A 26,055-nucleotide genomic window follows, 5' to 3' on the forward strand; every position below is an offset into this window, starting at 1 on the left:
GAATGAAGGACAGCCTAAGTGCTAGCCCATTCGGCCGATCACATAAGAGATTTTTATATATTAAGGAGGAATTAGTTCAATGGCTAAGGCAAAATTTGAACGTAATAAACCGCACGTTAATATCGGTACTATCGGTCACGTCGATCATGGTAAAACAACGTTGACTGCAGCTATCACAACAGTTCTTTCAAAAAGATACGGTGGTGCAGCTGTTGCTTTTGATCAAATCGATAAAGCTCCAGAAGAGCGCGAGCGCGGTATCACAATCTCCACAGCTCACGTTGAATATGAAACTCCTAACCGTCACTACGCTCACGTAGATTGCCCAGGACATGCTGACTATGTTAAGAACATGATCACTGGTGCTGCACAAATGGATGGCGCGATTCTCGTAGTATCCGCAGCAGACGGTCCAATGCCACAAACACGCGAGCATATCTTGCTCTCCCGTCAAGTAGGCGTTCCTTACATCGTAGTTTTCCTTAACAAATGCGATATGGTTGAAGATGAAGAGTTGCTTGAGCTTGTTGAGATGGAAGTTCGCGACCTTCTTAACGAATATGATTTCCCAGGTGACGATACTCCAATCATTCGTGGTGCTGCTCGTGAAGCATTGCAAAACCCAGATGGTCCATGGGCTGACAAAATCATCGAGTTGTTCGATCAAGTTGACACTTACATCCCTCTTCCAGAGCGTCAAACTGACAAACCATTCCTTATGCCAGTTGAGGATGTTTTCACAATCACAGGTCGTGGTACTGTTGCTACAGGCCGTGTTGACCGTGGTGTGGTTAAAGTCGGCGACGAGGTTGAGATCATTGGCCTAGTTGAAGATAGCCGCAAAGTAATCGTAACAGGCGTAGAGATGTTCCGTAAATTGCTTGATTCCGCTCAAGCTGGCGACAACATCGGTGCATTGCTTCGTGGTGTGGATCGTAAAGATATCGAGCGTGGTCAAGTTCTTGCTAAGCCAGGTTCCGTTAAACCACACACGAACTTCACTGCACAAATCTACGTTTTGACTAAAGAAGAGGGTGGACGTCACAAACCTTTCTTCACTGGTTACCGTCCACAGTTCTACTTCCGTACAACTGACGTAACTGGTATCATCACTTTGCCTGAAGGTACTGAAATGGTAATGCCAGGCGATAACATCACAGTAACGGTTGAGCTTATCAATCCAATCGCACTTGAAGATGGAACTCGCTTCTCTATTCGTGAAGGTGGCCGTACAGTAGGCGCTGGAGCAGTAGCAACTATTCAAAAATAATAAAGAATGGTAGCGCAAGCTACCATTCAGAAGCCCTCACTCCGGTGAGGGCTTTTATTTATTAAATATAGAGATTATTTAAAAGTGGATTGTTCTTTAGTAGTAACGACAACAACTCCCATATGAATTACATTTGTAGATATAACCTATTAAATCATGAATGATTGTGGAATGTGGATAACTATTGAAACGCATCGCTAAATTATTAATAGTATACACATGATAACGAATATACTGTGGACAAAACAATTACGATATGGACATCATCTACATATGTAAGGTAAGGGTTGTGGGTAAACAATAAACAATGAGATTGTTTATAAGGTGGAAAACATCCTGTTTCTTCTATAGTAGGTATTGTAGAAAATTACAATGAGCAGCAGTGTATCAGTGAAAAAAGCGAGTTTTAAAATAATTTAATATTGTAGTTGCAATCGCCCACTAATTCAGATATAATAGTGAGCGTTGGTCTGTGACGTTGCGATGATGCAAGAGGTTGCCGACACACACGGCTCCTTTGCCATGAGGGGCGTGTCGGGTTTTCTTGCGGAGTATGTCCGATACTAAATTGGGCGATAGAAGGAGGGACTTATATGGCTAAGCAAAAGATTCGTATTCGTTTGAAAGCGTACGATCACAGAATTTTGGACCAGTCAGCAGAAAAGATTGTTGAAACTGCTAAACGTTCGGGTGCAGGTGTTTCTGGGCCGATTCCGCTTCCAACTGAGAAGCAAATCATCACTATTCTGCGTGCGGTACACAAGTACAAAGATTCAAGGGAACAATTCGAAATGCGCACACACAAGCGTTTGATCGATATTGTAAACCCAACGCCGCAAACGGTTGATGCATTGATGCGCTTGGATCTGCCATCCGGTGTAGATATCGAAATTAAATTGTAATCCAGCATATTGGAAAATGGAAAGGAAATGAGGTGTCAACATGAAAGGTATCTTAGGGAAAAAACTTGGTATGACTCAAGTGTTTACTGCTGAAGGTAACGTTATTCCGGTAACTGTAATCGAAGCAGGTCCTTGTGTTGTTTTACAGAAGAAAGACCAAGAAAATGATGGCTATGAAGCTATTCAAATTGGTTTCTCCGACAAGAAAGAAAAAAGAGCTACTAAGCCGGAAATCGGCCATGCAAAGAAAGCTGATGCAACTCCTAAGCGCTACGTTCGTGAATTTCGCGGTATTACTCTGGGCGAATATGAAGTTGGCCAACTTTTGAAGGCTGATCATTTTGCACAAGGCGAGTTCGTTGACGTAACATCAACATCTAAAGGTAAAGGTTTCCAAGGTAACATTAAACGTTGGAACCAAAGCCGCGGACCGATGGCTCATGGATCGCGTTATCACCGTGGACCGGGTTCGATGGGTTCTATCCAAGCGAACCGTGTACCGAAAGGCAAACACCTACCGGGACATATGGGTCACGAAACAGTAACGATTCAAAACCTTGAAATCGTACGTGTCGATGCTGAACGTAATGTATTGCTCATTAAAGGCTCCGTACCGGGTCCTAAAAATAGCTTTGTAAGAGTTAAATCAACGGTGAAGAAATAGTCGTTTATAAAGAAAGGAGGAACAAGAAATGCCGAAAGTAGCAGTTTTAAGCGTGAATGGCTCGCAAGTTGGTGAAGTTGAATTGTCGGAATCGATATTCGGCATCCAACCAAACGTTCATGTGTTGCACAGTGCGGTTCTGCTTCAACAAGCAGCAGAGCGCAGAGGAACGCATAAAACAAAAGGTCGCTCTGAAGTACGCGGCGGCGGACGTAAACCTTGGAAACAAAAAGGAACAGGTCGCGCTCGTCAAGGTAGCATTCGCTCCCCGCAATGGGTAGGCGGCGGTACTGTATTTGGACCGACTCCACGTAGTTACAGCTTCAAATTGCCTAAGAAAGTTCGTCGCTTGGCAATTAAATCTGCATTGTCTTCTAAAGTGATTGATAACGATATTATCGTTTTGGATCAACTGGCGTTCGCGCAACCGAAGACAAAAGAATTCGCAGTAATCCTGAACAATCTTAAAGTGGCTCGCAAAGCCCTTGTTGTAACGGCTAACTATGAAGATAACGTAGCATTGTCTGCTCGTAACATTCCTGGTATTAAGTTCGTTGTAGCGGATGGCATTAATGTTCTGGACGTCATGAAATATGACAAACTTATTATTACTAAAGAAGCAATTGAAAAAGTACAGGAGGTGCTTGCGTAATGAAAAATCCACGCGATATTATCAAGCGCCCAATCATTACTGAACAAACGAGTGACTTCATGGCAAACAAGAAATATGTGTTTGAAGTTGATCTTCGTGCCAACAAAACGGAAATCAAACTCGCTATTCAACAAATCTTCAAAGTTAAAGTTACTACTGTGAACACACTTCGTATGCCGGCTAAGCCAAAACGCTACGGTAAACATAGCGGATACACTTCCGAGTGGAAAAAAGCTTACGTTCAACTTAGTGCTGATAGCAATGAACTTGAATTTTTTGAATCGGTTTAAGTAACAAGAAGCAGCCTAGCTGCTCCGATTGTGAACAGCTGATAGACAAAGGTTAAGGAGGGAATCGAAGTGCCGATTAAGAAGTATAAACCGACATCTCCTGCAAGACGTAACATGTCAGTCTCGACTTTTGAAGAGATTACGACAAGTACACCGGAGAAATCGCTACTTGCACCGCTTTTCAAAAGAGCTGGTCGTAACAATCAAGGTAAAATTACGGTTCGTCATCATGGTGGCGGACATAAACGTAAATACCGGATTATTGACTTCAAACGTAATCATAAAGATGGTATTGTTGGTAACGTAGCAACGATCGAATATGATCCGAACCGTACTTCCAATATCGCGCTTATCCACTACGTGGATGGCGAAAAAGCATACATCATTGCACCTAAAGGCCTTAAAGTTGGGGATAAAATTGTTTCCGGACCTGGTTCTGACATCAAGATTGGTAATGCAATGCCACTTGAGAACATTCCAGTAGGTACAGTTATCCACAACATCGAATTGAAGCCTGGTAAAGGTGGACAATTGGTTCGTGCTGCAGGAACTTCTGCACAACTTCTTGGTAAAGAAGAGCAATATGTAACGATTCGCTTGACGTCTGGCGAAGTTCGTCGTATTCTGAAAAAATGCCGTGCTACAATCGGATCTGTTGGTAACGAAGATCATGAGCTTATCAGCATCGGTAAAGCTGGTCGTTCCCGTTGGTTGGGCAAACGTCCTGAAGTACGTGGTGTTGTTATGAACCCGAACGATCACCCACACGGTGGTGGTGAAGGCCGTGCACCTATCGGACGCAAATCGCCTATGTCCCCTTGGGGCAAGCCTACGCTTGGTTTCAAAACGCGTAAAAAGAAAAAAGCATCAAGCCAATACATTGTTCGTGGTCGTACGAAGTAATAGGCGCCCCGGCGCCGCCTACATGACGCGCCGCGTCGCGTAACGTTAGCGTGAAGGGAGGATCACCCATGGGTCGCAGTTTGAAGAAGGGTCCGTTTATTGACGGCTACCTACTTAAAAAAGTTGAGGTTTTGAACGCAGCGGAGAAAAAAGTTGTTATCAAAACTTGGTCGCGTCGTTCTACAATCTTCCCGCAATTCATTGGTCACACACTTGCTGTCTATGACGGTCGTAAGCATGTACCGGTATATGTAACGGAAGATATGGTTGGCCATAAGCTCGGTGAATTTGCACCGACGCGTACGTATAAAGGTCACGGTAGTGATGACAAGAAAACAGGTCGTCGCTAATTCCTTGAATAAGCGAGTTTTACAATGATTGAAAGGAGGTTCATCCATGCAACAAGCTAAAGCGTTCGCTAACCACGTCCGCATTGCACCTCGTAAAGCGAAACTGGTTGTAGATCTGATTCGTGGTAAGCAAGTGGGCGATGCAATCGCGATTTTGCGTCATACGCCTAAATCAGCTTCTCCAATCGTGGAGAAATTGTTGAATTCTGCTATTGCAAATGCGGAGCATAACTATCAATTGGACGTTAATAAATTGGTTATTACACAAATTTTCGTAAACCAAGGTCCAACTATGAAACGTTTCCGTCCACGCGCAATGGGTCGTGCTAGCCGCATCAATAAAAGAACCAGCCACATTACATTGGTGGTATCCGAAAAATAAGGAGGGAAACGTGTGGGACAAAAGGTAAATCCCGTCGGATTTCGAATCGGTGTTATCCGCGACTGGGAATCCAAATGGTTCGCAGGTAAAGACTTTGGCGATCTGCTCATAGAAGATGTTAAAATTCGTGAGTATTTGAAAAACAAGCTTAAAGACGCTGCTGTTTCTCGTTTTGAGATTGAGCGTGCAGCTAACCGCGTTAACGTAACAATTAACACGGCTAAACCTGGTATGGTTATCGGTAAAGGCGGTTCCGAAGTTGAAAACCTTCGTACAGCTCTTTCGAAAATCGCCAAAGGTAAAAAAGTGCATATCAACATCGCAGAAATTAAACATCCAGAACTCGATGCAATCTTAGTTGCAGAGAGCATTGCACAACAACTTGAACGCCGCATTTCGTTCCGTAGAGCGATGAAACAATCGATTCAACGGACGATTCGTTCTGGCGCGAAAGGAATTAAAACATCGGTCAGCGGACGTCTGGGCGGTGCGGAGATTGCTCGTCAGGAAGGCTATAGCGAGGGTACGGTTCCGCTTCATACACTTCGTGCTGATATTGATTACGGCACAGCTGAAGCAGCTACAACTTACGGCCTTATTGGCGTAAAAGTATGGATCTATCGCGGCGAAATCCTTCCAACGAAGAAGAAAGCTGCTCCCCAGGAAGGAGGCAACTAATCATGTTGGTACCAAAACGTGTCAAACATCGTAAGCAACAACGTGGTCACATGAAAGGTCGCGCAAAAGGCGGCACTGATGTTACCTTTGGTGAATTCGGTTTGCAAGCAATGGAACCGTCATGGATTACTAACCGTCAGATCGAAGCGGCTCGTATCGCAATGACTCGCTACATCAAACGGGGCGGTAAAGTATGGATCAAGATCTTCCCTTCGAAACCAATTACGCAAAAGCCTCTTGAAGTTCGGATGGGTAGCGGTAAAGGTAACGTTGAGAAATGGGTCGCAGTCGTAAAACCGGGCAAAATTTTGTTCGAGCTTGCTGGCGTATCTGAAGAGGTAGCTCGTGAAGCAATGCGTCTTGCAGCACATAAACTTCCAATTAAAACGAAGTTCGTGAAACGCGAAGAAGTGGGTGGTGAAGCAAATGAAAGCTAATGAATTCCGTAATTTGACATCTGTTGAGCTTGAACAGAAAGTCACTGGATTTAAAGAAGAGCTTTTTAACCTTCGTTTTCAATTGGCTACTGGTCAATTGGAAAACCCAACTCGCATCCGTGATGTGCGCAAGGATATCGCTCGCGCCAAAACGATTCTTCGTGAAAGAGAACTCGGAATTAGCAGCTAATTAGCCTACTCCGTGTTTTAACGAAATGCTCTATTGTAAGGAAGGAGGAAGAACATGAGCGAACGTAATGCCCGCAAAGTTCAAGTCGGTAAAGTCGTTAGCGACAAGATGGATAAAACGATCGTAATTGCTGTTGAAACATACAAAAAACACGATCTGTATCATAAACGTATTAAATACACGAAGAAATTCAAGGCTCATGACGAGAATAACCAAGCTAAAATTGGCGATGTCGTCAAAGTCATGGAGACTCGTCCGCTTTCTAAAGACAAACGGTTCCGCCTTGTTGAAATCGTTGAAGTAGCTGTTATTTTGTAAAATGCTTTTCATAAGCATTCTCTCGAAAGGAGGACGTTGAAATGATTCAACCATTTACGCGTTTGGCCGTCGCTGACAATTCCGGCGCGAAAGAACTTATGTGCATTCGTGTGCTGGGTGGTACAGGACGTCGTGTTGGCCACATCGGTGATTTGATCGTCTGCTCCGTAAAACAAGCAACACCTGGTGGCGTTGTCAAAAAGGGTGATGTTGTAAAAGCGGTTATCGTACGTACAAAGCGTGCTGTTCGCCGTAAAGACGGTTCATATATTGCATTTGATGAGAATGCAGCAGTTATCGTAAAAGAAGACAAAAGCCCACGCGGCACACGTATCTTCGGGCCAGTTGCTCGCGAACTTCGCGATCGTGACTTCATGAAAATCGTATCGCTCGCACCGGAAGTTATCTAAACAATTTGCGCAGAGCGCGCGAAAACGCAGGAGGTGTAACTCATGCCACGGTTGAAAAAAATATTAGAGTCCCATAACAATAAAATGCACGTCAAAAAAGATGACTCCGTAATGGTAATCACCGGTAAAGACAAAGGTAAAAAGGGCCGCGTCATCGCAGCTTATCCACGTCAAAACCGCGTACTTATCGAAGGTGTCAATATGGTTAAGAAACATGCTCGTCCTTCCCAAGCTAATCCACAGGGCGGCATTATCGAACAAGAAGCGGCAATTCACGTTTCTAACGTTATGCACATTGATCCTAAAAGCGGTAAAGTAACTCGCATTGGATACAAAGTGCTAGACAACGGTAAAAAAGTTCGGATCGCTAAAAAATCCGGCGAAGTAATTGATTAATTGACCGATAGGGAAAGGAGGTATATGTTACATGGCAGTAAGAATGAAAGATCGTTTCCTTAATGAAATCACACCGGCTCTCATGCAGAAGTTCAACTACACAACGGTTATGCAAGTGCCGAAGATCGAGAAGGTTGTCATCAACATGGGTGTTGGTGAAGCTGTTTCCAACTCTAAGGTTCTAGACGTTGCTGTTGAAGACATGCGTCTTATCTCTGGTCAAAAGCCAGTTGTTACTCGTTCCAAGAAATCGATTGCTGGTTTCAAACTTCGTGAAAACATGCCGATCGGGGTTAAAGTAACACTACGCGGTGAGCGTATGTACTACTTCCTTGATAAGTTGTTAAATGTTACTCTTCCACGCGTTCGTGACTTCCGCGGCGTTTCGAATAAAGCATTTGATGGTCGTGGCAACTATACGCTCGGTTTGAAAGAACAATTGATCTTCCCGGAGATCGAGTACGATAAAGTAGACAAAGTGCGTGGTATGGACGTCGTTATCGTCACGACGGCAAAAACGGACGAAGAAGCTCGTGAACTGCTGACCCAATTGGGCATGCCGTTTGCGAAGTAATCCACAGGAGGTGTAACACCAAGTGGCAAAAACTTCGATGAAGGTTAAGCAGCAACGTACACCTAAATTCAAAGTGCAGGCTTATACACGCTGCGAACGTTGCGGCCGTCCGCATTCCGTTTTGCAAAAGTTTAAAATTTGCCGGATTTGTTTCCGTGAATTAGCACATAAAGGCCAGATACCTGGCGTTAAAAAAGCAAGCTGGTAATCAGCCTAGTTCGGGAAGGAGGTTTACACAATGGTTATGTCTGATCCTATCGCAGATATGCTGACACGCATTCGCAACGCAAACGTTGTGCGTCATGAGACTGTGGAAATGCCTGCTTCGAAAGTAAAGAAGCAAATCGCTGAAATTTTGAAACGCGAGGGCTTTATCCGCGATGCTGAGTATATCGAAGATAACAAACAAGGGATTATCCGTATTTTCCTAAAATATGGCCCTAACCAAGAGCGTGTTATTACCGGGCTGAAACGTATCAGCAAACCGGGATTGCGCGTTTACACGAAAAGCACTGAAGTTCCTCGTGTCCTTGGTGGACTCGGAATGGCGATCATTTCGACATCACAAGGAATTATGACTGATAAAGAAGCTCGTCAAGTAAAATCCGGCGGAGAAGTTGTCTGCTACGTTTGGTAATCAACTGTCACAACGATTGGAGGTGTAACAATGTCTCGTATTGGCCGTAAACCGATCCAAGTACCAGGTGGCGTAAACATCGACTTGGACAACAGCTTCATAACTGTTAAAGGACCTAAAGGTTCGCTTAGCCGCGCAATCCACAAGGATATGAAAGTGGAAGTGGCGGACAGCGTGATCACAGTAGAACGTCCTTCTGACAATAAATTGCATCGTTCGTTGCACGGTACAACCCGCAGTGTCATCGCTAACATGGTTAGTGGCGTAACTGATGGTTTTGCAAAGAACCTTGAGCTTGTAGGCGTTGGTTACCGTGCAAGCAAAAATGGTGATAAAATCGTTCTTAACGTTGGTTACTCGCATCCGGTTGAAATTACACCGGAGAATGGTATTGAATTTGATGTTCCTACGAACACAAAAATTACCGTTAGAGGAATCGACAAAGAATTGGTTGGAGCAACTGCTGCGAAAATCCGTTCCGTACGTGAGCCTGAACCGTATAAAGGTAAAGGTATTAAGTACGAAGGCGAGCGCATTATTCGTAAAGAAGGTAAAGCTGGTAAGAAGAAATAAGCAAGCCTTTCTGGCTGCTTAATCGGATAGCTTCATAAGGATATTCGGAAAGGAGTGTACAACGAATGATTACAAAAGGCGATAAGAACAAAGCACGTCTCAAACGTCACCTGCGTGTGCGTAAGAAAATTAACGGAACTACGCAGCGTCCGCGTCTCTCTGTATTCCGTTCCTCTAAACACATCTATGCACAATTGATTGATGATGTTTTAGGCGTAACGGTAGCTTCGGCGTCTACGCTCGATAAAGAAATCGCTGAGCAAGTCACAAACGGTGGTAACATCGAAGCGGCTCGTAAAATCGGCGAACTCATCGCAAATCGCGCTAAAGCGAAAGGCGTTGAACAAATCGTATTCGATCGTGGCGGTTACTTGTACCATGGTAGAATTCAAGCACTAGCTGATGCAGCTCGCGAAGCTGGTCTAGAATTCTAATTGATAATACTTATTTAAGGAGGTAAGACGACTTGCGTATAGATCCGAATGCGTTAGAACTGACTGAAAAAGTAGTCCAAATCAACCGCGTATCGAAAGTTGTAAAAGGCGGACGCCGTTTCAGCTTCAGCGCGCTTGTAGTTGTTGGTGACGGCAAAGGATACGTAGGCGCAGGAATCGGTAAAGCAGGAGAAGTTCCTGATGCCATCCGTAAAGGTATCGAAGATGCCAAGAAAAACCTGATCCACGTACCATTTGTAAGAACAACGATCCCGCATCAAGTGCTTGGACATTTCGGCGCAGGACGCGTTCTGCTTAAACCGGCATCTGAAGGTACCGGAGTAATTGCAGGCGGCCCTGTTCGTGCAGTTCTTGAACTTGCTGGAGTCGGCGATATCTTGACTAAATCGCTTGGATCATCCAATTCCATGAATATGGTTAACGCAACACTTGAAGGACTTTCCCGTCTGAAACGTGCTGAAGATGTAGCCAAATTGCGTGGAAAAACAGTAAAAGAGCTTTTGGGCTAAGGAGGAGAATACGATGGCAAAATTGCAAATCACCCTCGTTCGCAGTGTAATCGGCCGTAACGAGAAGCAGCGTGCGACGGTGGCAACGCTTGGTCTTCGCAAAATTCGTCAATCGGTTGTCCATAATGACAGCCCGGCTATCCGCGGCATGATCAATCATGTCAACCACTTGGTTAAAGTTGAAGAAGTACAAGCATAGAATAATAATAAACGTAGACTTCCGAAACGAGTTTTGATTATATCGAAGCTCGATCTGGAAGTGGTACAAAATGAAGCATAAGCTTCTGAGACGAGTTTTATTAACATGAACCTTGATCTCGAAGTAGCACAAAACTTTAAGGAGGTGCAACGTACGATGAAATTGCATGATCTCAAACCAGCACCGGGTTCTCGTAAAGAGGGTTTCCGCGTTGGCCGTGGTATCGGTAGCGGTAACGGTAAGACGTCCGGTCGCGGTCACAAAGGTCAAAACAGTCGTTCCGGCGGGGGTGTCCGTCCAGGATTCGAAGGCGGTCAAAATCCGTTGTACCGTCGTTTGCCTAAACGTGGTTTCAACAACCCGTTCCGTAAAGAGTATGCGATTGTGAACATCGATGAATTGAACAGCTTCGCGGCAGGCACAGAAGTAACACCTGAACTGTTAATGGAGCAAGGTATCGTTAAAAACCCACAAAGCGGTATTAAAATTTTGGGTAATGGCGAAATCACTGTTCAGCTTTCGGTAAAAGCAAGCAAGTTCTCTCAATCTGCGGTAGAGAAAATCCAGGCTGCCGGCGGTAAAACCGAGGTGATCTAATTGTTCAAGACCGTGTCCAACATTTGGAAAGTAGAAGACCTTCGCAAGCGGATTTTGTTCACTTTGTTCATCTTGCTTGTCTACCGGATCGGTTCTTTCATACCCGTTCCAGGTGTCAATAAAGATGTATTTACACAAGCTAATCAATCCGGCACTGATTTGTTTGGTTTGCTTAATACGTTCTCAGGTGGGGCATTGTTCCAGTTCTCGATTTTCGCGATCGGGATTATGCCTTACATCACTTCTTCCATCATCGTACAATTACTTTCGATGGACGTGATTCCTAAATTTGCTGAATGGGCAAAAGAAGGAGAGAATGGTAAACGTAAACTTGCGCAAATCACGCGTTATGGTACAGTTATACTTGGACTAGTTCAAGGTTTCGGTACCGCGATCGGCTTTAACCGGCAATATCAGTACGATATGATTCCTGGTGCAACGATTACGGATTATCTCACGATTGCGATAATTCTAACGGCAGGTACTGCCTTCCTCATGTGGCTCGGTGAGCAAATCACAGAGAAGGGCATCGGCAATGGAATTTCGGTTCTTATCTTTGCCGGTATCGTAGCTGCAATTCCGGGTCACATACGTTCTATTTATCAACATGAATTTGTAGATGCTGGGGATGCAACATTCCTTAACATCATTAAGGTAGTCGTTCTCGTGATTGTTATCGTTGCGATTATCGTTGGTGTCATCTTTGTTCAACAAGGGATTCGTAAAATTCCGGTGCAATACGCTAAACGTGTTGTAGGACGGAAAATGTACGGCGGTCAATCTACCCATATTCCGCTGAAAGTAAACGGTGCAGGCGTTATCCCAGTCATTTTTGCGGTATCGCTACTCATGTTCCCGGTTACGATCGCGCAATTCTGGTCCACTCATGAGTGGGCGAAATGGATTCAAAACAATATGCCATATGACAAGCCGCTAGGCATGACATTCTATGTATTGTTGATTATCGCTTTCACTTTCTTTTACACGTTCGTGCAAATTAATCCTGTGCAGATGGCTGATCAGATGAAGAAAAACGGTGGGTACATCCCGGGTATTCGTCCTGGAAAACCAACGTCTTCCTACATCACTCGCGTCATGTCGCGGATTACGCTTAGCGGTGCGATATTCCTGTCGGTAATTTCGATCCTGCCTGTACTATTCGGCACGCTAGCAGATTTGCCTCGTGACGTGAAACTTGGTGGTACGTCATTGCTAATTGTTATCGGGGTTGCACTCGATACGATGAAACAAATTGAGACGCAGCTCATCAAGCGCCACTACAAAGGGTTTATCAATAAATAGTGATAGGTTCGCATGCGGGTTTCCGCGCATTTTATCATGTGAGGGATCCCGGCCGAGCCTATTGTGCTTAAAGCGAGGAACACGCTAATGAATATTTTATTCATGGGTCCTCCAGGGGCTGGAAAAGGTACGCAAGCTGAGCGAATTGTGGATACTTTTGGTATTCCTCATATATCGACTGGCGATGCTTTCCGCTTGGCGATGAAGCAAGGTACGCCTATGGGACTAAAGGCGAAGGAGTATGTCGATCAAGGACTTCTTGTACCAGATGAGATTACGAACGGCATCGTTCGTGACCGTTTGCTGCTAGAAGATTGCGAGAAAGGCTTCTTACTCGACGGATTCCCACGTACGCTTCAACAAGCCGAAGCACTGGATGGTATGCTAACTGAAATGGGACGCAGCATTGATCATGTCGTCAACCTTAAAGTTGACCGCGGTTTGCTGCTTGCGCGTCTGACCGGTCGCCGCATTTGCAGGGCGTGTGGTGCAACATATCATGTTATGTTCAACCCACCTAAGCAATTAGACGTATGTGATAAATGCGGCGGTGAGCTGTACCAGCGGTCAGACGATACGGAAGCGAAAGTCGGTACCCGCCTTGACGAATACATTTCGAAGACTGCTCCATTACTTGATTATTACACGAGTAAAGGTATTCTTAGAGAAGTAGACGGAGAGAAAGAAATCGACGAAGTAACCGCAGACATCGTAAACTGCTTGCGAGGTCAAGCCGAATGATTATATGCAAATCCGAAGCGGAATTGCAATATATGAGGGAAGCTGGCCGAATCGTTGCGGATACGCATCGATTGTTGAAACAAGCGATTCATCCAGGAGTCACAACGAGTGAACTTGATGAGATCGCTGAAACGTACATTCGCAGTCAGGGCGCAACACCTTCTTTTAAAGGTTACAATGAATTCCCTGCCAGCATTTGCGCTTCTGTCAATAATGAGCTGGTACACGGCATTCCTGGAAATCGCAAACTGAATAATGGTGACATTATCAGCATTGATATTGGTGCACAGTTTAAAGGATATCATGGCGATTCAGCCTGGTCCTATGGTGTAGGAGATATCAGTGAAGAGACGCAGCGCCTGCTAGAAGTGTCAGAACAGTCGCTTTATGCAGGACTCGCTCAAGTGAAACCAGATGTTCGTTTGTTCACCATCTCGCATGCCATTCAACAAGTGATTGAAGCTGCTGGCTTTTCTGTCGTTCGTGAATATGTAGGTCATGGAATTGGCGAAAGCCTTCATGAAGAACCACAGATTCCGAATTATGGTTTACCTGACCGCGGACCGCGTCTAAAACCTGGTATGGTGCTGGCGATTGAACCAATGGTTAACATTGGTGAACGGTACGTGCGTACACTTGCGGATAATTGGACGGTTGTCACCGAAGACGGTTCATGGTGCGCTCACTTCGAGCACACTGTAGCAGTTACGGAAGATGGCTATGAAATTTTAACCCAATCCAGGGAGCAAGCAGGTTGAGTGCATTGGAATATATGCCGGAAATCGGTCGTATAGTCAGAATTCTCAGAGGCAAAGACGAAGGCTCATATGCCGTCATCATCGGGATTGTTGATGAACGATTCGTCCTAATCGTAGATGGAGACAAACGCCGCTTCGATCAACCGAAGAAGAAGAACGTACTGCATCTTCAGATGCAACCGGTCGTTAGTCATGAAGTGACGGACAGCATGCGGGAAACAGAACGTGTAACAAACGCGAAGCTGCGTTATGTGATCCAGAAGGCAATGCAAGGAAAGGAGAATGATTGTGGCTAAAGAAGACGTCATTGAAGTCGAAGGTACGGTATTAGAACCGTTACCCAACGCCATGTTCAAGGTGGAACTAGAGAATGGACACCAAATACTCGCCCATGTATCGGGAAAGCTCAGAATGCATTTTATTCGTATTCTGACAGGAGATAAGGTCGTCATTCAGTTATCACCTTATGATTTATCTAGGGGACGCATTACCTATCGGAAGTAGGCTGTATAACAGCACTGCTTACGAGAGAATTCGGGAGGTAATCACAATGAAGGTTAGACCTTCGGTCAAGCCAATTTGCGAGAAGTGTAAAGTCATACGTCGCAAGGGCAACGTTATGGTGATTTGTGAAAATCCGAAACACAAACAAAAACAAGGATAAGGAGGGGTAACCATACATGGCACGTATTGCTGGTGTAGACTTACCGCGTGACAAACGCGTTGTCATCGCTTTGACGTACATTTTCGGTATTGGTACAACAACTGCCAATAAAATTTTAGCTGAAGCCGGTATTAGCGAAGCAGCTCGCGTTCGTGATCTGACAGAAGACGAAGTCAGTAAACTACGCGAAACTATCGATAAAACGACTAAAGTTGAAGGCGATCTTCGCCGCGAAATCTCGCTTAACATCAAGCGTCTGATCGAAATCGGCTGCTATCGTGGTGTTCGTCACCGTCGTGGTCTTCCGGTTCGTGGTCAACGAACTAAAACAAATGCTCGTACACGTAAAGGTCCACGTCGGACTGTAGCTAACAAGAAAAAATAATAAGGGGGGATAACCGAAATGGCTAAACCTAAAAAGGCAGTTCGTACGAAACGTCGCGACCGTAAAAATATTGAATCTGGCGTAGCGCATATCCGCTCGACTTTCAATAATACGATCGTAACGATTACAGATCCGCACGGCAACGCGATTTCCTGGGCTAGCTCAGGTAATCTCGGATTTAAAGGTTCGCGTAAAAGCACGCCTTTCGCAGCACAAATGGCTGCAGAATCCGCAGCTAAAGCGGCTATGGAACACGGTATGAAAGCTGTTGAAGTAATGGTTAAAGGTCCAGGCGCAGGCCGTGAGGCAGCGATTCGTTCGTTGCAAGCAGCTGGCCTTGAAGTTAACCTCATTAAAGACGTAACGCCAGTTCCGCACAACGGATGCCGTCCGCCGAAACGTCGTCGCGTATAGTGATCTGACTGTGGTATCAAATGTCAACAACTTGTAAATAATGGTTGTGAAGGTTTGCCATACTACATGATTTGACTTCAAATGCGATTATGGTAACGAGCGACGTTTTGAAGGAGGGTAATATTAGTGATTGAAATCGAAAAGCCGAAAATCGAAACCGTTGAGCTGAACGAAGATGGCACATACGGACGTTTCGTAGTCGAACCGCTAGAACGCGGATACGGCACGACGCTGGGGAACTCGCTTCGCCGAATCCTGTTGTCGTCTTTGCCAGGTGCAGCAGTTACCTCGGTTCAAATCGACGGTGTGCTTCATGAGTTCTCAACGGTTCCAGGAGTGGTGGAAGACGTTACTGAAATCATCCTGAACCTCAAAGGCCTCTCGCTGAAAATCCATTCCGACGAAGAGAAGGTATTGGAGATCGACGCGGAAGGTGATGGAAACGTTACGGCTGGCGATATTCGCGCAGACAGCGATGTCGAGATTTTAAGCCCTGATCTTCATATCGCGACGCTGGCCTCCGGTGCACGTCTCCACATGCGGGTATTTGCTAACCGTGGACGCGGTTATGTTCAAGCGGATCGTAATAAGCGGGATGACCAACCAATTGGTGTTATTCCTGTGGATTCGATTTACACGCCCATCACTCGCGTCAACTATAGTGTTGAGAATACTCGTGTCGGTCAAGTAACCAACTACGACAAGCTGACTCTGGAAGTATGGACCGATGGAAGTATAAGGCCGGAAGAGGCAGTAAGTCTCGGAGCCAAAATTTTGACTGAGCATTTAGATCTGTTCGTTGGTTTGACTGACGAAGCGAAAGATGCCGAAATTATGGTTGAAAAAGAAGAAGACAAGAAAGAGAAAGTACTCGAGATGACTATCGAGGAATTGGATCTTTCCGTACGTTCGTACAATTGTCTCAAGCGTGCAGGCATTAATACCGTTCAAGAGCTGATTACGAAATCCGAAGAAGACATGATGAAAGTCCGTAATCTTGGACGCAAGTCTTTAGAAGAAGTTCAAGAAAAGCTCGAAGAACTTGGTCTTGGCCTCCGCATGGAAGAATAGAGAGCAGAGCAAATTCATATTTGCTGCTGCTTACTAAGTGTTAAGGAGGGGAATTTCTAGATGGCATATTCTAAATTGAGCCGTGACGCTAGTTCCCGGAAAGCTCTTTTCCGCGACCTCGTTACTGACTTATTCCTGTATGAGCGTATTCAAACGACTGAAGCGAAAGCGAAAGAACTTCGTCCAATCGCTGAGAAGTTGATTACACTTGCAAAACGTGGAGATCTTCATGCTCGTCGTCAAGTTGCAGCTTTCGTTCGTCGTGAGTCGCTTGTAGCTGGCGAGCAAGATGCAATTCAAAAATTGTTCTCCGATCTGGCAACTCGTTACTCGGAACGTCCAGGCGGATACACGCGTATTTTGAAACTAGGACCTCGTCGCGGCGACGCGGCACCTATGGTTTACTTGGAACTGGTTGATCGCGCGTAACAAACGAAGGGTGGACCTTGCGGCCACCTTTTTTTGTTGCCCGGATATGGTGTTGGGCTATGGATGTTGCCTGCGGTACGAGCAATGGAGGCTATTGTCCACCCACGCTCTCCAAGTGAGCTTCTCCGCTTCAATAACGTAATGATCAAACAAAGGGACCCTAGGTTTAAGACGAGGGTAAGTAAAGCGCACAGGGGCTAGGGATGGGATGCATTATTAACCGGATCTGGCTTTCTAGAGCTGCAGAGCTTTCGTACAGATAGAGGTATTGTCAACAGCGCAGAGAGAGGAGGCATGGGATGAGAAATATTAGGATGATCGTTAGTTATGATGGCACGAAGTATTACGGGTTTCAGACGCAGCCCATCGGGAATACGATTCAGGATATCATTGAGCATGGTCTTAAAATACTTACTGGTGAAGAGATTAGTATAACTGCTTCGGGAAGAACGGATGCTGGCGTACACGCTCGCGGTCAAGTTATTAATTTTATTACTCGATCGCCGATACCAATTGAACGCTGGGCATTGGCACTTAATTCTCGACTACCTAAAGATATAGCTGTGCTTACGGCTGATGAAGTACCGCTTAATTTCCACTCCAGTCATTTTGCGAAACGTAAGACTTATCGATACTCCATAGATACCAATAAATTTGCGGATGTCTTTGAGCGTCATTATCGTTATCATTATCCCATGCCTTTACTTGTATCTGCGATGGAAGAGGCTCTATCTAAAGTAGTTGGTGAGCATGATTTCACCTCATTTGCCTCTCAACGATCGACGAAGCCTACTCATGTACGAACCATTCTTCGTGCAAGCTTGGAACAAAGTAAGGGGAAAATCGATATACTCGTTACAGGAAATGGTTTTCTCTATAACATGGTGAGAATCATTGTGGGTACCTTATTGTGGGTGGGTGAAGGAAAGTTGGATGTAGAAGATTTTGAACGAATCCTAAAGGCTAAGGATCGTTCAGCCGCTGGTCCAACTGCCATGTCTCATGGTTTAACGCTAATGGAAGTGGAGTACGATTTTTGATCAGTCGTATTTGTCTTCAGTTGAATTGAACTACTTCGATTAGCCCAAAGAATTTACTTGCACTTATGAATTGTATATAGTAGAATATAACTTGTGCTTTCTTAGTGGCTCTCCCACAGCCCCGACTAAGAAATGTCACCCAACAACAACTAATGAAATTGCAATCGAACCGTTAAACACGGTAAGTATCTTCATACATGAGAACGATTGTTTAATGAAGAAGGAGGATCATCCATGCGCACTACCTATATGGCTAAGCCAAATGAAGTTGAACGCAATTGGTTCGTCATTGACGCTGCAGGCAAAACGCTTGGTCGTCTTGCGAGCGAAGCGGCAAGCCTCATCCGCGGTAAGCATAAACCGCAATTTACCCCCCACGTTGACACAGGCGATTTCGTCGTTGTAATCAATGCTGAGAAGATCTTCTTGACGGGTAAAAAGCTACAAAACAAAATGTACTATCGTCACTCCATGTACCAAGGCGGTTTGAAAATAACTTCCGCTCAGGACATGATCAAGAACAAACCAGAACAAGTTTTGGAGCAAGCGATTCATGGCATGTTGCCTAAAAATCGTTTGGGCGACAAAATGAAGCTTAAACTTAAAGTTTATGCTGGACCAGAACATCCACATCAAGCACAAAATCCAGAAGTTTACGAACTTCGCGGATAAATAGAGGGAGGACAGTTTCATGGCTCAAGTTCAATACTATGGAACCGGTCGTCGTAAACACTCTGTAGCACGTGTACGTCTCGTGCCGGGTGAAGGACGAATCATTATTAACAAACGTGACCTCAGTGATTACTTTGGTCTTGAAACACTTAAGCTGATCGTTAAACAACCGCTTAATCTTACAGACACTACAAGCAAATACGATATTCTTGTAATTGCTCATGGTGGCGGTACTTCCGGTCAAGCAGGAGCAATCCGTCACGGTATCTCCCGTGCTCTGCTTAAAGCAGATCCAGAGTTCCGTCCGGCATTGAAACGTGCAGGCTTTCTGACACGTGACCCACGTATGAAAGAACGTAAAAAATACGGGCTTAAAGCTGCTCGTCGTGCTCCACAATTCTCGAAACGTTAATCGATATACCCAAAATACCTCCTCTGCTATCAGAGGAGGTATTTTTTATATCCATACAGCTTGGGAGTTTCCTGTGTTCAATTCCTCAATGGTGATGCCTTTGCAACCATCGTTCAAATGAAGAAAGGCCTACGATCGCATTGGAGTATTTATATCATTGAAGAATGAAGGTATTTTAACGTATAATCAAATGTAGAACTTTGATAAGCATTTACATGGAGCGGAGGGCATTATCATGAATCTTTTTGAAAAAGAAGCACTTGTGAATCAAAAAGCAGTTGAGCTTGAGGACGCGTCGCCAGAGGCGATTCTGCAATATGCAGTTGAAACGTTCCCTAATATTACATTTGCTTGCAGCTTTGGTGCAGAAGATGTAGTAATCGTTGATATGCTGCAAAAAATCAGTCCTAAAACGGATATTTTCTACCTGGACACCGATTTTCATTTCAAAGAAACGTATGAAACACGTGATAAAATGAAGGAGATTTACGGATTAAACTTTGTAGAGGTTAAACCAGAAATTACGCCTGAAGAACAAGCGGCACAATTCGGTGAAGAGCTCTGGAAAAGTAATGCGAATGAATGCTGTAGTATTCGAAAAGTAAAACCACTTACACAAATTTTATCTAAATATGAAGCATGGATTACAGGTATTCGTCGTGATCAAGCACCAACTCGTGCGAATTCTAAGAAAGTGGAGTACGATACCAAATTCGGACTTATCAAATTCAATCCAATTGCTGGTTGGACAACCGAAGATGTTTGGAATTACATTCGTGAGAACAATGTTTATTATAATCCACTTCATGATAATCATTACCCGAGCATTGGCTGCGAGCACTGTACACGCCAAGTTATGCCCGGTGAAGATCCTCGAGCAGGTCGTTGGTCAGGTCAAGAAAAAACAGAATGCGGATTGCATAAATAAGGAGGCACTTGCATAATATGAGCAGCATTAAGCCGCATGGCGGCGTACTCATCAACCGAGTCGCAAATGGAGCCGAGCGCGATACGCTGCTTGAAGAGGCAGCATCTTTGCAATCCATTATCGTGAATACTTGGGCAATCTCTGACTTGGATTTAATCGGAGTTGGCGCATTTTCACCACTTACTGGGTTTATGAATGAAGCGGATTATCGGTCCGTCGTTGAAAATATGCGTCTGGCAAACGGAACGGTTTGGAGTATCCCTGTTACACTTGCAGTTGAAGAAGCACTTGCCTCTGAGCTCGCAGTAGGTCAAAGGGCGGCACTTCTAGGCGAAGACGGATTGATTTATGGAGTTATTGATATCGATAGTATCTATAACGTAGATCAGAAGTCTGAAGCCGTTCATATCTTCAAAACGGATGATGTGGAGCACCCAGGTGTAGCAAAACTTTATGGCCGACCATCGACTTATGTTGGTGGACCGATTACGGTATTGAACCGTCCTGTACCAGAGAAATTCAATGAGTTTTATTATGATCCATCCGAGACACGTCGTATCTTCGCCGAAAAGGGTTGGAAAACGATTGTCGGCTTTCAAACCCGTAACCCAGTTCATCGTGCTCATGAATATATTCAGAAATGTGCCATGGAAATTGTCGATGCGCTTTTCTTGAACCCACTTGTGGGTGAAACGAAATCCGATGATGTACCGGCGACAGTTCGGATGAAGAGCTATATTGCATTATTAGAGAATTACTATCCAGAGGATCGCGCATTTCTAGGTGTATTCCCGGCTGCTATGCGTTATGCAGGGCCTCGTGAGGCGATATTCCATGCGGTTGTACGCAAGAACTATGGCTGTACTCACTTCATCGTTGGTCGTGACCATGCAGGTGTAGGCGACTACTATGGTACTTATGAAGCGCAGGATCTGCTTCGTTCGTTTACAAGTGAAGAGCTAGGTATAACGCCTTTGTATTTTGAACATAGCTTTTTCTGCACCAAGTGCGGTAATATGGCATCAAGTAAAACTTGCCCACATGATAAAGAGCATCATTTGACGCTCTCCGGAACAAAAGTTCGTGCTTTGCTTCGTGATGGTATTTGTCCGCCGCCTGAATTCTCACGTCCGGAAGTAGCGAAGATTTTAATTGAGGGAATGGCTGAACAACCCGTTAACTAATTTCAACACCTCTGGTGTTGTCCGCATAACCGACCACCTCGTCCCATAAGATGATAAAGAGCGTAGGTACTGCCTACGCATAATTATCGTTTGGGGATTGGGGTGGTTTTTTGCATGCGTGGGGTGCGAAAAAGGTTTGTCATTTGGATAACCTACCGTGGAATGGCTCGTGTTGCTCTTGGAATAATAGCTGTGTCTTTAACCGTATTGTTGCTAACACAAGAAGTGCCAGCCTCGAGAACCTGGACGTACTGGACACTGCCACTGTCCGGTAAAATCATCGCAATTGATGCTGGCCATGGTGGTGCAGATGGAGGGGCTGTGAGTAAACAGGGCGTCGTTGAAAAAGATCTTAATTTGGCTATTGCCCTGCAGCTACGTGATTATTTACAACAATCAGGTGCGATTGTAGTCATGACGCGCGAAGGTGATTATGATTTAGCGAATGAAGGCACCTCTAAGCTTAGCAAACGAAAGACGGAGGATTTGGTGAAACGAGCACAGTTTATTAAGGACAAGAAGGCATCCGTGTTTATTAGCATCCACATGAATAGTATTCCGTCACCGCGATGGTCTGGGGCACAAACCTTCTTTTATCCAAATAATTCGGAGAATGCCTTGCTCGCTTCTCTTGTGCAAGATGAAATTAAACGCAATTTAGAAAATACGCAGCGTGTTGCAGCAACCGTAAACACGATTTATTTACTCAAAGCAATTGAGGACATCCCAAGTATTCTAGTAGAGGTTGGATTCTTATCTAACCCGGGAGAAGCAGCGCGTTTAACAGATTCTAATTACCAAAAGAAGGTTGCTGCTTCAATCTATCAAGGGATTTTGCGCTATAGCTCAGGGGAAAAATGGGGTACAGATAAATCTAATAGACAATTGAAATAATAAAAGCAATAGTCTTTAAAGAAGTCGTAACGCATTCATGCTTGGAAGAGACTCAAGCTATTGTTATAATGGACCTGTACATACGCAAGTTGTAGGAATTGCGGATACCTTTGTAGAGGAGACGGACTAATATGTTGTCCAGAGAAGAAATACAGCAGACCGCTGAGTCAATAGCGGTGCAATATAGCACGATTGAGTTGTCGATAGCCATTCGCGACGTAATGGTAAGGGAGCGCAACGTATCACTAACCATCGTTGGGGTGAAGGAGGGAGAGCTGTCGGCACTTGAGGGAGCGCTGCGACAATCTTTGAGTGAGGCCGGAGCAGAAACCGTGCATTTCCGGTTTCGGGCTGGAGAACCAACAGCGTCGTCGCAGTCAGCGAGTAACGCATCAAACGTAGGCAGCGGTACGGCTAAGAGCTCATCCGCTGCAAGTGCGGCTTCAGCAGGTCAAGGTCCCGTCCGCGGTCATGGGGCAGGGATGGAGGCACATCCACTGCTGCATGCGGGCAGTGGGGTGCATTTTATCGCTGTTGCCAGTGGCAAAGGCGGAGTCGGCAAATCCACGGTGACTGTTAATCTTGCAGTCGCCTTAGCTCGTAAGGGCAAACGAGTCGGCATCATAGATGCCGATATCTACGGCTTCAGCGTTCCTGATATGATGGGTATTGAGGATAAGCCGGAAGTTATTAATGAGCGGGTTATACCCATAGAGAAATTTGGCGTTCGGGTAATGTCAATGGGATTTTTCGTGGAAGATAACGCTCCAATAGTTTGGCGAGGACCGATGCTTGGCAAGATGCTCCGCAATTTCTTCGCCGAAATTGAATGGGGAGAGCTAGACTATTTACTCCTAGACTTACCGCCAGGAACGGGTGATGTGGCACTAGATGTTCATCAGTTGATTCCTCAGAGCAAAGAAATTATTGTAACTACGCCGCATGCAACCGCTGCATTCGTAGCCGCACGTGCGGGTGCTATGGCCATAAAGACAGAACATGAAATAATCGGAATCGTGGAGAATATGTCCTACTTCGCAAGTAAAAGTGGAGAGATTGAATATGTATTTGGCCGAGGTGGGGGCGCACGTTTGGCGGAGTCGCTTCATTCCGAATTATTGGCGCAGATTCCACTAGGAGCTCCAGATAATTTAGCAACAGAGCCAGATTTTGCACCATCTGTTTACAAGGCAGAAACCGAAACTGGACAAATCTATTTACAAATAGCTGATCGCGTCATTGCAAAATGTGAGGGATAAGGAAGTTAATGAATTTTAACAATAGAGCCCGCTATGCGAGCAAAGCAGCAAAGGCAAAATACACTCCTACAGTTGATGTAGGAGTGTATGACTTCGTCGCTTACCGCTATAGTGGGTCTTTTTTACATTCCAATTTAAAGCTTCAGACTGCTTTTATCTTGAGCATCGTTCTTATTTGCCGCCACCGCCGCCACCGCCACCGCCACCGCCACCGCCACCGCCACCGCCACCTGAAGATTTGGTTACTTTTTCATCCGGTTTAGGTTTTAATTCTTCTTGAACAGCTTTTTTGAGTAAATCAAGGATCTCCAAACGCATGATTGGGGTTTGCATGGATTCCTGCATGATGGTTGACACTTGCTTGCGATACTGCGTACTTTGTAGAACCTCAAGGATCATCTTATCCACTTCCGGATTTTTCAAAACTTGAATGAAATCTTTCTGGTAAGATGGATCCTTAAGCAAATCCTTATGAATCTGTTTATTTTGTTTATTAACAGCTTTGGCGAACTCTCCGGCAAATCGGGGATCCGTCATTAATTTTTGGATAACCTTATCGTATTCAGGTGAAGTAAGGGTGTCTTTAACAGCAAGTTTGACCTGCTCCTGATCTTGAACAGACATGATCTTAGAGCTCAATCCCGCACTTCCTGAAGATGATGAAGCAGATTCCTGTAATGCTTTCTGCGCATCTTTGGTCTTCAGTATGTCAATCACCATGGATTTCATGTCCTTGTAGCTGACTGCTTGACTAGCCCCTGATGCTGGATCCGAACCACAGCTCGAAAGCATGAATAGCATCAACCCGAGGCTGCCCAACCACGAACAACGTTTGAGCATGATTGCCGTATCTCCCTTCTATAGTTGCAGCGTCCCTTTCTCCCTGTAGTATGTGACATTGTTCAATGTATTATCATCGACATGACATAGCTTTTTGTAGTGGACGTGGTAAAATAAAGAATGAAAATCGACCTGCGTTTGCGTACATAGTTACTTTTTTCCTTACGTGCGTGTTTATGGAACTGTAGGCAGAGCCTCAATAACTTATAGGAGTGAATTTCTCTTGAATTTACGAAAATGGTTTTTCTTGTTTTGGAGTACGATGGCAGTTGGTGGCGTTGTTACAACAATTGTCGGCAGTATTATGCAATGGACAGATCCGTCCTTTGGATTCATGGGTTTGCAAGCAGCAAGCTTTAATGCGCTCATGATGGCACTTGTGGGACTTTTATTCGGTGCATTTAGTCAGATGGGCTTCTTTGCTTATCTAACATTGACCTATATTGCATTGAGTGTTCTTCGTAAAAGTTACTTGTGGAATGCACTACAAGCCTATACCACCTTGTTTGCTCTTGGAGGACTAGCCTATCTGCTTTACCAAGATCGCGAGCAGTTGAATAACTGGGTATTCTGGGCGCTCCCGCTGGCTTTAGCATTGGGGGCTTGGCTGGTAGGGTATATGAAAGTGAAGCAAACCAATAACCATGCCTTTATTCCAACCGTATTTCTTCTAATCGTTGTAACGATTCTGGAAGCATGGCCAAGCCTTCAAGGAGAAGAAGCAAATACGACTGCAATTGTATTTATGGTAATTCCTATGTTCGTCTGCAATGCATACCAAATTATGTGGCTGCATCATCTTGTGCGGAAGCAAGAAAAAGCTGACCCCGCAGTGAATGCGAAGCCAGCTCTATAGCAAACAGCAACCTTTAAAAGCCAGCTGATAAATCAAGTTGTTCTTTCATGGTTGTTTTATCCTGAACAGCTTTTCCCTGCAATTCAGTTTGAGCGATGAGACTAGATACCGTTACAAAATCATATCCTTTAGCGCGAAGCTGGGCAATAATAAGTGGCAGAGCTTCATGTGTTTGTTTAACCGAGTCACTAGCATGCATAAGAATAATGTCGCCTGGGTGCGCCTTAGTAACCACACGATTTACAATTTTGGTTGTTCCGATATTCATCCAATCCAGAGAGTCCGTATCCCATTGAATAACTTTCACCTTCATTTGGTCCGCAATACGTAATACACGTTTATCAAAATCGCCATTTGGCATTCGGATCAACCCAGGCGTTTTTCCCGTAACTTGAGTCAAAATGCTTTGAGCCGTTTCAATCTGTGTTTTAATTTCGTCATCACTAAAGGTGCTGTAGTTGCCGTGCTTATGTCCATGACTGCCGATTTCGTAGCCAGCATCCACGATTTTCTTTACGATATCAGGATGTGCTTGGCTCCAAGGTGACGAGAGGAAGAAGGTGACGTTCTTGACATTGTTTTGCTTCAGCACCTCGAGGATGGGCTCGGTTCGCTTATCCCCCCAACTGATATCGAAGGTCAGGGCAACGACTTTCTTATCCGTGGGCACACTGTAAATAGCTGCAGCTTGGTCAGGCGCAAATACCGTAATATTGTCTTTCTCTGCGTAAATGACGCCGGCGGCAAACAAAATTCCAACACTGATGAGAAAATAACGTTTCAACTTTCGACCATTCATCACATAAAACATATTCATCTC

The 26,055-nt window shown here is 44.9% G+C and carries 42 protein-coding genes; 40 read left to right on the plus strand and 2 right to left on the minus strand.

Translation table 11 applies throughout. The annotated features are described in order from the left end of the window. Window positions 1–79: 79 nt before the first annotated feature. The 39 genes from tuf (at window position 80) to EKN16_RS26685 (ending at window position 23,539) form a co-directional block, all read left to right on the plus strand. On the plus strand, window positions 80–1,270 hold the full coding sequence (tuf, locus tag EKN16_RS26495; protein ID WP_125663898.1) for an elongation factor Tu: 1,191 nt from the start codon (window positions 80–82) through the stop codon (window positions 1,268–1,270). 593 nt (window positions 1,271–1,863) lie between these two features. Beyond that, complete coding sequence (gene rpsJ / locus EKN16_RS26500) at window positions 1,864–2,172, plus strand: 30S ribosomal protein S10 (protein WP_005544556.1); 309 nt, start codon at window positions 1,864–1,866, stop codon at window positions 2,170–2,172. Between the two features lie 40 nt (window positions 2,173–2,212). Further along, a complete protein-coding gene (rplC, locus tag EKN16_RS26505; RefSeq protein WP_125663900.1) occupies window positions 2,213–2,836 on the plus strand; it encodes a 50S ribosomal protein L3 in 624 nt (207 codons plus the stop codon). Window positions 2,837–2,864: 28 nt separating this feature from the next. Next, window positions 2,865–3,488, plus strand: coding sequence for a 50S ribosomal protein L4 (rplD, locus tag EKN16_RS26510; RefSeq protein WP_125663902.1), 624 nt, complete (start codon window positions 2,865–2,867; stop codon window positions 3,486–3,488). Further along, window positions 3,488–3,778 (plus strand): 50S ribosomal protein L23, encoded by a 291-nt coding sequence (gene rplW / locus EKN16_RS26515; protein WP_125663904.1) that lies wholly within the window; start codon window positions 3,488–3,490, stop codon window positions 3,776–3,778. The genes rplD and rplW overlap by 1 nt, the downstream gene beginning before the upstream one ends. Window positions 3,779–3,847: 69 nt before the next feature. Further along, window positions 3,848–4,681 carry a 50S ribosomal protein L2 gene (gene rplB, locus EKN16_RS26520; RefSeq protein WP_125663906.1) on the plus strand — a complete coding sequence of 278 codons (834 nt, stop codon included), beginning with the start codon at window positions 3,848–3,850 and terminating at the stop codon, window positions 4,679–4,681. 68 nt (window positions 4,682–4,749) lie between these two features. Further along, window positions 4,750–5,031, plus strand: a complete 282-nt coding sequence (gene rpsS / locus EKN16_RS26525; protein WP_125663908.1) for a 30S ribosomal protein S19 — start codon at window positions 4,750–4,752, stop codon at window positions 5,029–5,031. A 46-nt stretch (window positions 5,032–5,077) separates the two neighbouring features. Beyond that, window positions 5,078–5,413 (plus strand): 50S ribosomal protein L22, encoded by a 336-nt coding sequence (gene rplV / locus EKN16_RS26530; RefSeq protein ID WP_125663910.1) that lies wholly within the window; start codon window positions 5,078–5,080, stop codon window positions 5,411–5,413. Window positions 5,414–5,425: 12 nt separating this feature from the next. Then, window positions 5,426–6,091, plus strand: coding sequence for a 30S ribosomal protein S3 (gene rpsC / locus EKN16_RS26535; RefSeq protein WP_125663912.1), 666 nt, complete (start codon window positions 5,426–5,428; stop codon window positions 6,089–6,091). Window positions 6,092–6,093: 2 nt separating this feature from the next. Further along, complete coding sequence (gene rplP, locus EKN16_RS26540; RefSeq protein ID WP_125663914.1) at window positions 6,094–6,528, plus strand: 50S ribosomal protein L16; 435 nt, start codon at window positions 6,094–6,096, stop codon at window positions 6,526–6,528. Next, entirely contained in the window at window positions 6,518–6,718 is a 201-nt protein-coding gene (gene rpmC / locus EKN16_RS26545) for a 50S ribosomal protein L29 (RefSeq protein ID WP_125663916.1), read from the plus strand. The genes rplP and rpmC overlap by 11 nt, the downstream gene beginning before the upstream one ends. Before the next feature lie 54 nt (window positions 6,719–6,772). Next, a complete protein-coding gene (rpsQ, locus tag EKN16_RS26550; protein ID WP_125663917.1) occupies window positions 6,773–7,036 on the plus strand; it encodes a 30S ribosomal protein S17 in 264 nt (87 codons plus the stop codon). A 41-nt stretch (window positions 7,037–7,077) separates the two neighbouring features. After that, window positions 7,078–7,446: a 50S ribosomal protein L14 gene (rplN, locus tag EKN16_RS26555; protein WP_090583243.1), complete on the plus strand. Its 369-nt coding sequence runs from the start codon at window positions 7,078–7,080 to the stop codon at window positions 7,444–7,446. 42 nt (window positions 7,447–7,488) lie between these two features. Further along, window positions 7,489–7,842, plus strand: coding sequence for a 50S ribosomal protein L24 (rplX, locus tag EKN16_RS26560; RefSeq protein WP_221226908.1), 354 nt, complete (start codon window positions 7,489–7,491; stop codon window positions 7,840–7,842). Window positions 7,843–7,873: 31 nt separating this feature from the next. After that, a complete protein-coding gene (gene rplE / locus EKN16_RS26565) occupies window positions 7,874–8,416 on the plus strand; it encodes a 50S ribosomal protein L5 (protein ID WP_125663919.1) in 543 nt (180 codons plus the stop codon). Window positions 8,417–8,438: 22 nt separating this feature from the next. Continuing rightward, window positions 8,439–8,624 (plus strand): type Z 30S ribosomal protein S14, encoded by a 186-nt coding sequence (locus EKN16_RS26570; protein WP_115995323.1) that lies wholly within the window; start codon window positions 8,439–8,441, stop codon window positions 8,622–8,624. 30 nt (window positions 8,625–8,654) lie between these two features. After that, a complete protein-coding gene (gene rpsH / locus EKN16_RS26575; RefSeq protein ID WP_125663921.1) occupies window positions 8,655–9,053 on the plus strand; it encodes a 30S ribosomal protein S8 in 399 nt (132 codons plus the stop codon). Window positions 9,054–9,083: 30 nt separating this feature from the next. Further along, the gene (gene rplF / locus EKN16_RS26580; protein WP_125663923.1) at window positions 9,084–9,626 is read left to right on the plus strand and encodes a 50S ribosomal protein L6; all 543 of its coding nucleotides are present in this window, start codon (window positions 9,084–9,086) and stop codon (window positions 9,624–9,626) included. Window positions 9,627–9,691: 65 nt separating this feature from the next. Further along, window positions 9,692–10,060: a 50S ribosomal protein L18 gene (gene rplR / locus EKN16_RS26585; RefSeq protein ID WP_125663925.1), complete on the plus strand. Its 369-nt coding sequence runs from the start codon at window positions 9,692–9,694 to the stop codon at window positions 10,058–10,060. Window positions 10,061–10,092: 32 nt separating this feature from the next. Then, window positions 10,093–10,590, plus strand: coding sequence for a 30S ribosomal protein S5 (gene rpsE / locus EKN16_RS26590; RefSeq protein ID WP_125663927.1), 498 nt, complete (start codon window positions 10,093–10,095; stop codon window positions 10,588–10,590). 13 nt (window positions 10,591–10,603) lie between these two features. Beyond that, complete coding sequence (gene rpmD / locus EKN16_RS26595; RefSeq protein ID WP_125663929.1) at window positions 10,604–10,789, plus strand: 50S ribosomal protein L30; 186 nt, start codon at window positions 10,604–10,606, stop codon at window positions 10,787–10,789. Between the two features lie 156 nt (window positions 10,790–10,945). After that, window positions 10,946–11,386 carry a 50S ribosomal protein L15 gene (gene rplO, locus EKN16_RS26600; protein WP_125663931.1) on the plus strand — a complete coding sequence of 147 codons (441 nt, stop codon included), beginning with the start codon at window positions 10,946–10,948 and terminating at the stop codon, window positions 11,384–11,386. Beyond that, window positions 11,387–12,688 carry a preprotein translocase subunit SecY gene (gene secY / locus EKN16_RS26605; RefSeq protein WP_125663933.1) on the plus strand — a complete coding sequence of 434 codons (1,302 nt, stop codon included), beginning with the start codon at window positions 11,387–11,389 and terminating at the stop codon, window positions 12,686–12,688. It abuts the gene before it with no gap. Window positions 12,689–12,775: 87 nt separating this feature from the next. Then, the gene (locus EKN16_RS26610; protein WP_125663935.1) at window positions 12,776–13,429 is read left to right on the plus strand and encodes an adenylate kinase; all 654 of its coding nucleotides are present in this window, start codon (window positions 12,776–12,778) and stop codon (window positions 13,427–13,429) included. Continuing rightward, window positions 13,426–14,187 carry a type I methionyl aminopeptidase gene (gene map, locus EKN16_RS26615; protein ID WP_125663937.1) on the plus strand — a complete coding sequence of 254 codons (762 nt, stop codon included), beginning with the start codon at window positions 13,426–13,428 and terminating at the stop codon, window positions 14,185–14,187. The genes EKN16_RS26610 and map overlap by 4 nt, the downstream gene beginning before the upstream one ends. 14 nt (window positions 14,188–14,201) lie before the next feature. Beyond that, the gene (locus EKN16_RS26620) at window positions 14,202–14,483 is read left to right on the plus strand and encodes a KOW domain-containing RNA-binding protein (protein WP_125666713.1); all 282 of its coding nucleotides are present in this window, start codon (window positions 14,202–14,204) and stop codon (window positions 14,481–14,483) included. Continuing rightward, window positions 14,476–14,691 (plus strand): translation initiation factor IF-1, encoded by a 216-nt coding sequence (gene infA, locus EKN16_RS26625; protein WP_125663939.1) that lies wholly within the window; start codon window positions 14,476–14,478, stop codon window positions 14,689–14,691. The genes EKN16_RS26620 and infA overlap by 8 nt, the downstream gene beginning before the upstream one ends. A gap of 46 nt (window positions 14,692–14,737) precedes the next feature. Next, window positions 14,738–14,851: a 50S ribosomal protein L36 gene (rpmJ, locus tag EKN16_RS26630; protein ID WP_003333770.1), complete on the plus strand. Its 114-nt coding sequence runs from the start codon at window positions 14,738–14,740 to the stop codon at window positions 14,849–14,851. 16 nt (window positions 14,852–14,867) lie between these two features. Next, window positions 14,868–15,236, plus strand: a complete 369-nt coding sequence (gene rpsM / locus EKN16_RS26635; RefSeq protein ID WP_125663941.1) for a 30S ribosomal protein S13 — start codon at window positions 14,868–14,870, stop codon at window positions 15,234–15,236. Window positions 15,237–15,254: 18 nt separating this feature from the next. Further along, entirely contained in the window at window positions 15,255–15,650 is a 396-nt protein-coding gene (gene rpsK / locus EKN16_RS26640; RefSeq protein WP_125663943.1) for a 30S ribosomal protein S11, read from the plus strand. 126 nt (window positions 15,651–15,776) lie between these two features. After that, window positions 15,777–16,721 carry a DNA-directed RNA polymerase subunit alpha gene (locus EKN16_RS26645; RefSeq protein WP_125663945.1) on the plus strand — a complete coding sequence of 315 codons (945 nt, stop codon included), beginning with the start codon at window positions 15,777–15,779 and terminating at the stop codon, window positions 16,719–16,721. A gap of 60 nt (window positions 16,722–16,781) precedes the next feature. Then, window positions 16,782–17,150 carry a 50S ribosomal protein L17 gene (rplQ, locus tag EKN16_RS26650; RefSeq protein ID WP_125663947.1) on the plus strand — a complete coding sequence of 123 codons (369 nt, stop codon included), beginning with the start codon at window positions 16,782–16,784 and terminating at the stop codon, window positions 17,148–17,150. 299 nt (window positions 17,151–17,449) lie between these two features. Beyond that, the gene (gene truA / locus EKN16_RS26655) at window positions 17,450–18,190 is read left to right on the plus strand and encodes a tRNA pseudouridine(38-40) synthase TruA (RefSeq protein WP_125663949.1); all 741 of its coding nucleotides are present in this window, start codon (window positions 17,450–17,452) and stop codon (window positions 18,188–18,190) included. A gap of 234 nt (window positions 18,191–18,424) precedes the next feature. Further along, complete coding sequence (gene rplM / locus EKN16_RS26660) at window positions 18,425–18,862, plus strand: 50S ribosomal protein L13 (RefSeq protein WP_125663951.1); 438 nt, start codon at window positions 18,425–18,427, stop codon at window positions 18,860–18,862. Between the two features lie 19 nt (window positions 18,863–18,881). Beyond that, the gene (rpsI, locus tag EKN16_RS26665; protein ID WP_125663953.1) at window positions 18,882–19,274 is read left to right on the plus strand and encodes a 30S ribosomal protein S9; all 393 of its coding nucleotides are present in this window, start codon (window positions 18,882–18,884) and stop codon (window positions 19,272–19,274) included. A 235-nt stretch (window positions 19,275–19,509) separates the two neighbouring features. Then, window positions 19,510–20,202: a phosphoadenylyl-sulfate reductase gene (locus EKN16_RS26670; protein WP_125663955.1), complete on the plus strand. Its 693-nt coding sequence runs from the start codon at window positions 19,510–19,512 to the stop codon at window positions 20,200–20,202. A 17-nt stretch (window positions 20,203–20,219) separates the two neighbouring features. After that, window positions 20,220–21,386 carry a sulfate adenylyltransferase gene (sat, locus tag EKN16_RS26675; protein ID WP_125663957.1) on the plus strand — a complete coding sequence of 389 codons (1,167 nt, stop codon included), beginning with the start codon at window positions 20,220–20,222 and terminating at the stop codon, window positions 21,384–21,386. A gap of 114 nt (window positions 21,387–21,500) precedes the next feature. Continuing rightward, on the plus strand, window positions 21,501–22,280 hold the full coding sequence (cwlD, locus tag EKN16_RS26680; RefSeq protein ID WP_125663959.1) for an N-acetylmuramoyl-L-alanine amidase CwlD: 780 nt from the start codon (window positions 21,501–21,503) through the stop codon (window positions 22,278–22,280). Between the two features lie 131 nt (window positions 22,281–22,411). Beyond that, entirely contained in the window at window positions 22,412–23,539 is a 1,128-nt protein-coding gene (locus EKN16_RS26685) for an Mrp/NBP35 family ATP-binding protein (protein ID WP_125663961.1), read from the plus strand. Between the two features lie 171 nt (window positions 23,540–23,710). Here EKN16_RS26685 and gerD read toward each other — a convergent pair whose 3' ends face one another. Next, a complete protein-coding gene (gene gerD, locus EKN16_RS26690) occupies window positions 23,711–24,379 on the minus strand; it encodes a spore germination lipoprotein GerD (RefSeq protein WP_125663963.1) in 669 nt (222 codons plus the stop codon). A 223-nt stretch (window positions 24,380–24,602) separates the two neighbouring features. Here gerD and EKN16_RS26695 point away from each other — a divergent pair, with 223 nt between their 5' ends. Then, window positions 24,603–25,235 (plus strand): KinB-signaling pathway activation protein, encoded by a 633-nt coding sequence (locus tag EKN16_RS26695; protein WP_232016035.1) that lies wholly within the window; start codon window positions 24,603–24,605, stop codon window positions 25,233–25,235. Between the two features lie 13 nt (window positions 25,236–25,248). Here EKN16_RS26695 and pdaB read toward each other — a convergent pair whose 3' ends face one another. Further along, complete coding sequence (gene pdaB, locus EKN16_RS26700; RefSeq protein WP_125663965.1) at window positions 25,249–26,052, minus strand: polysaccharide deacetylase family sporulation protein PdaB; 804 nt, start codon at window positions 26,050–26,052, stop codon at window positions 25,249–25,251. Window positions 26,053–26,055: the final 3 nt, after the last annotated feature.

The sequence above is a fragment of the Paenibacillus baekrokdamisoli genome, from assembly GCF_003945345.1.
GTDB lineage: Bacteria > Bacillota > Bacilli > Paenibacillales > Paenibacillaceae > Paenibacillus_Z > Paenibacillus_Z baekrokdamisoli.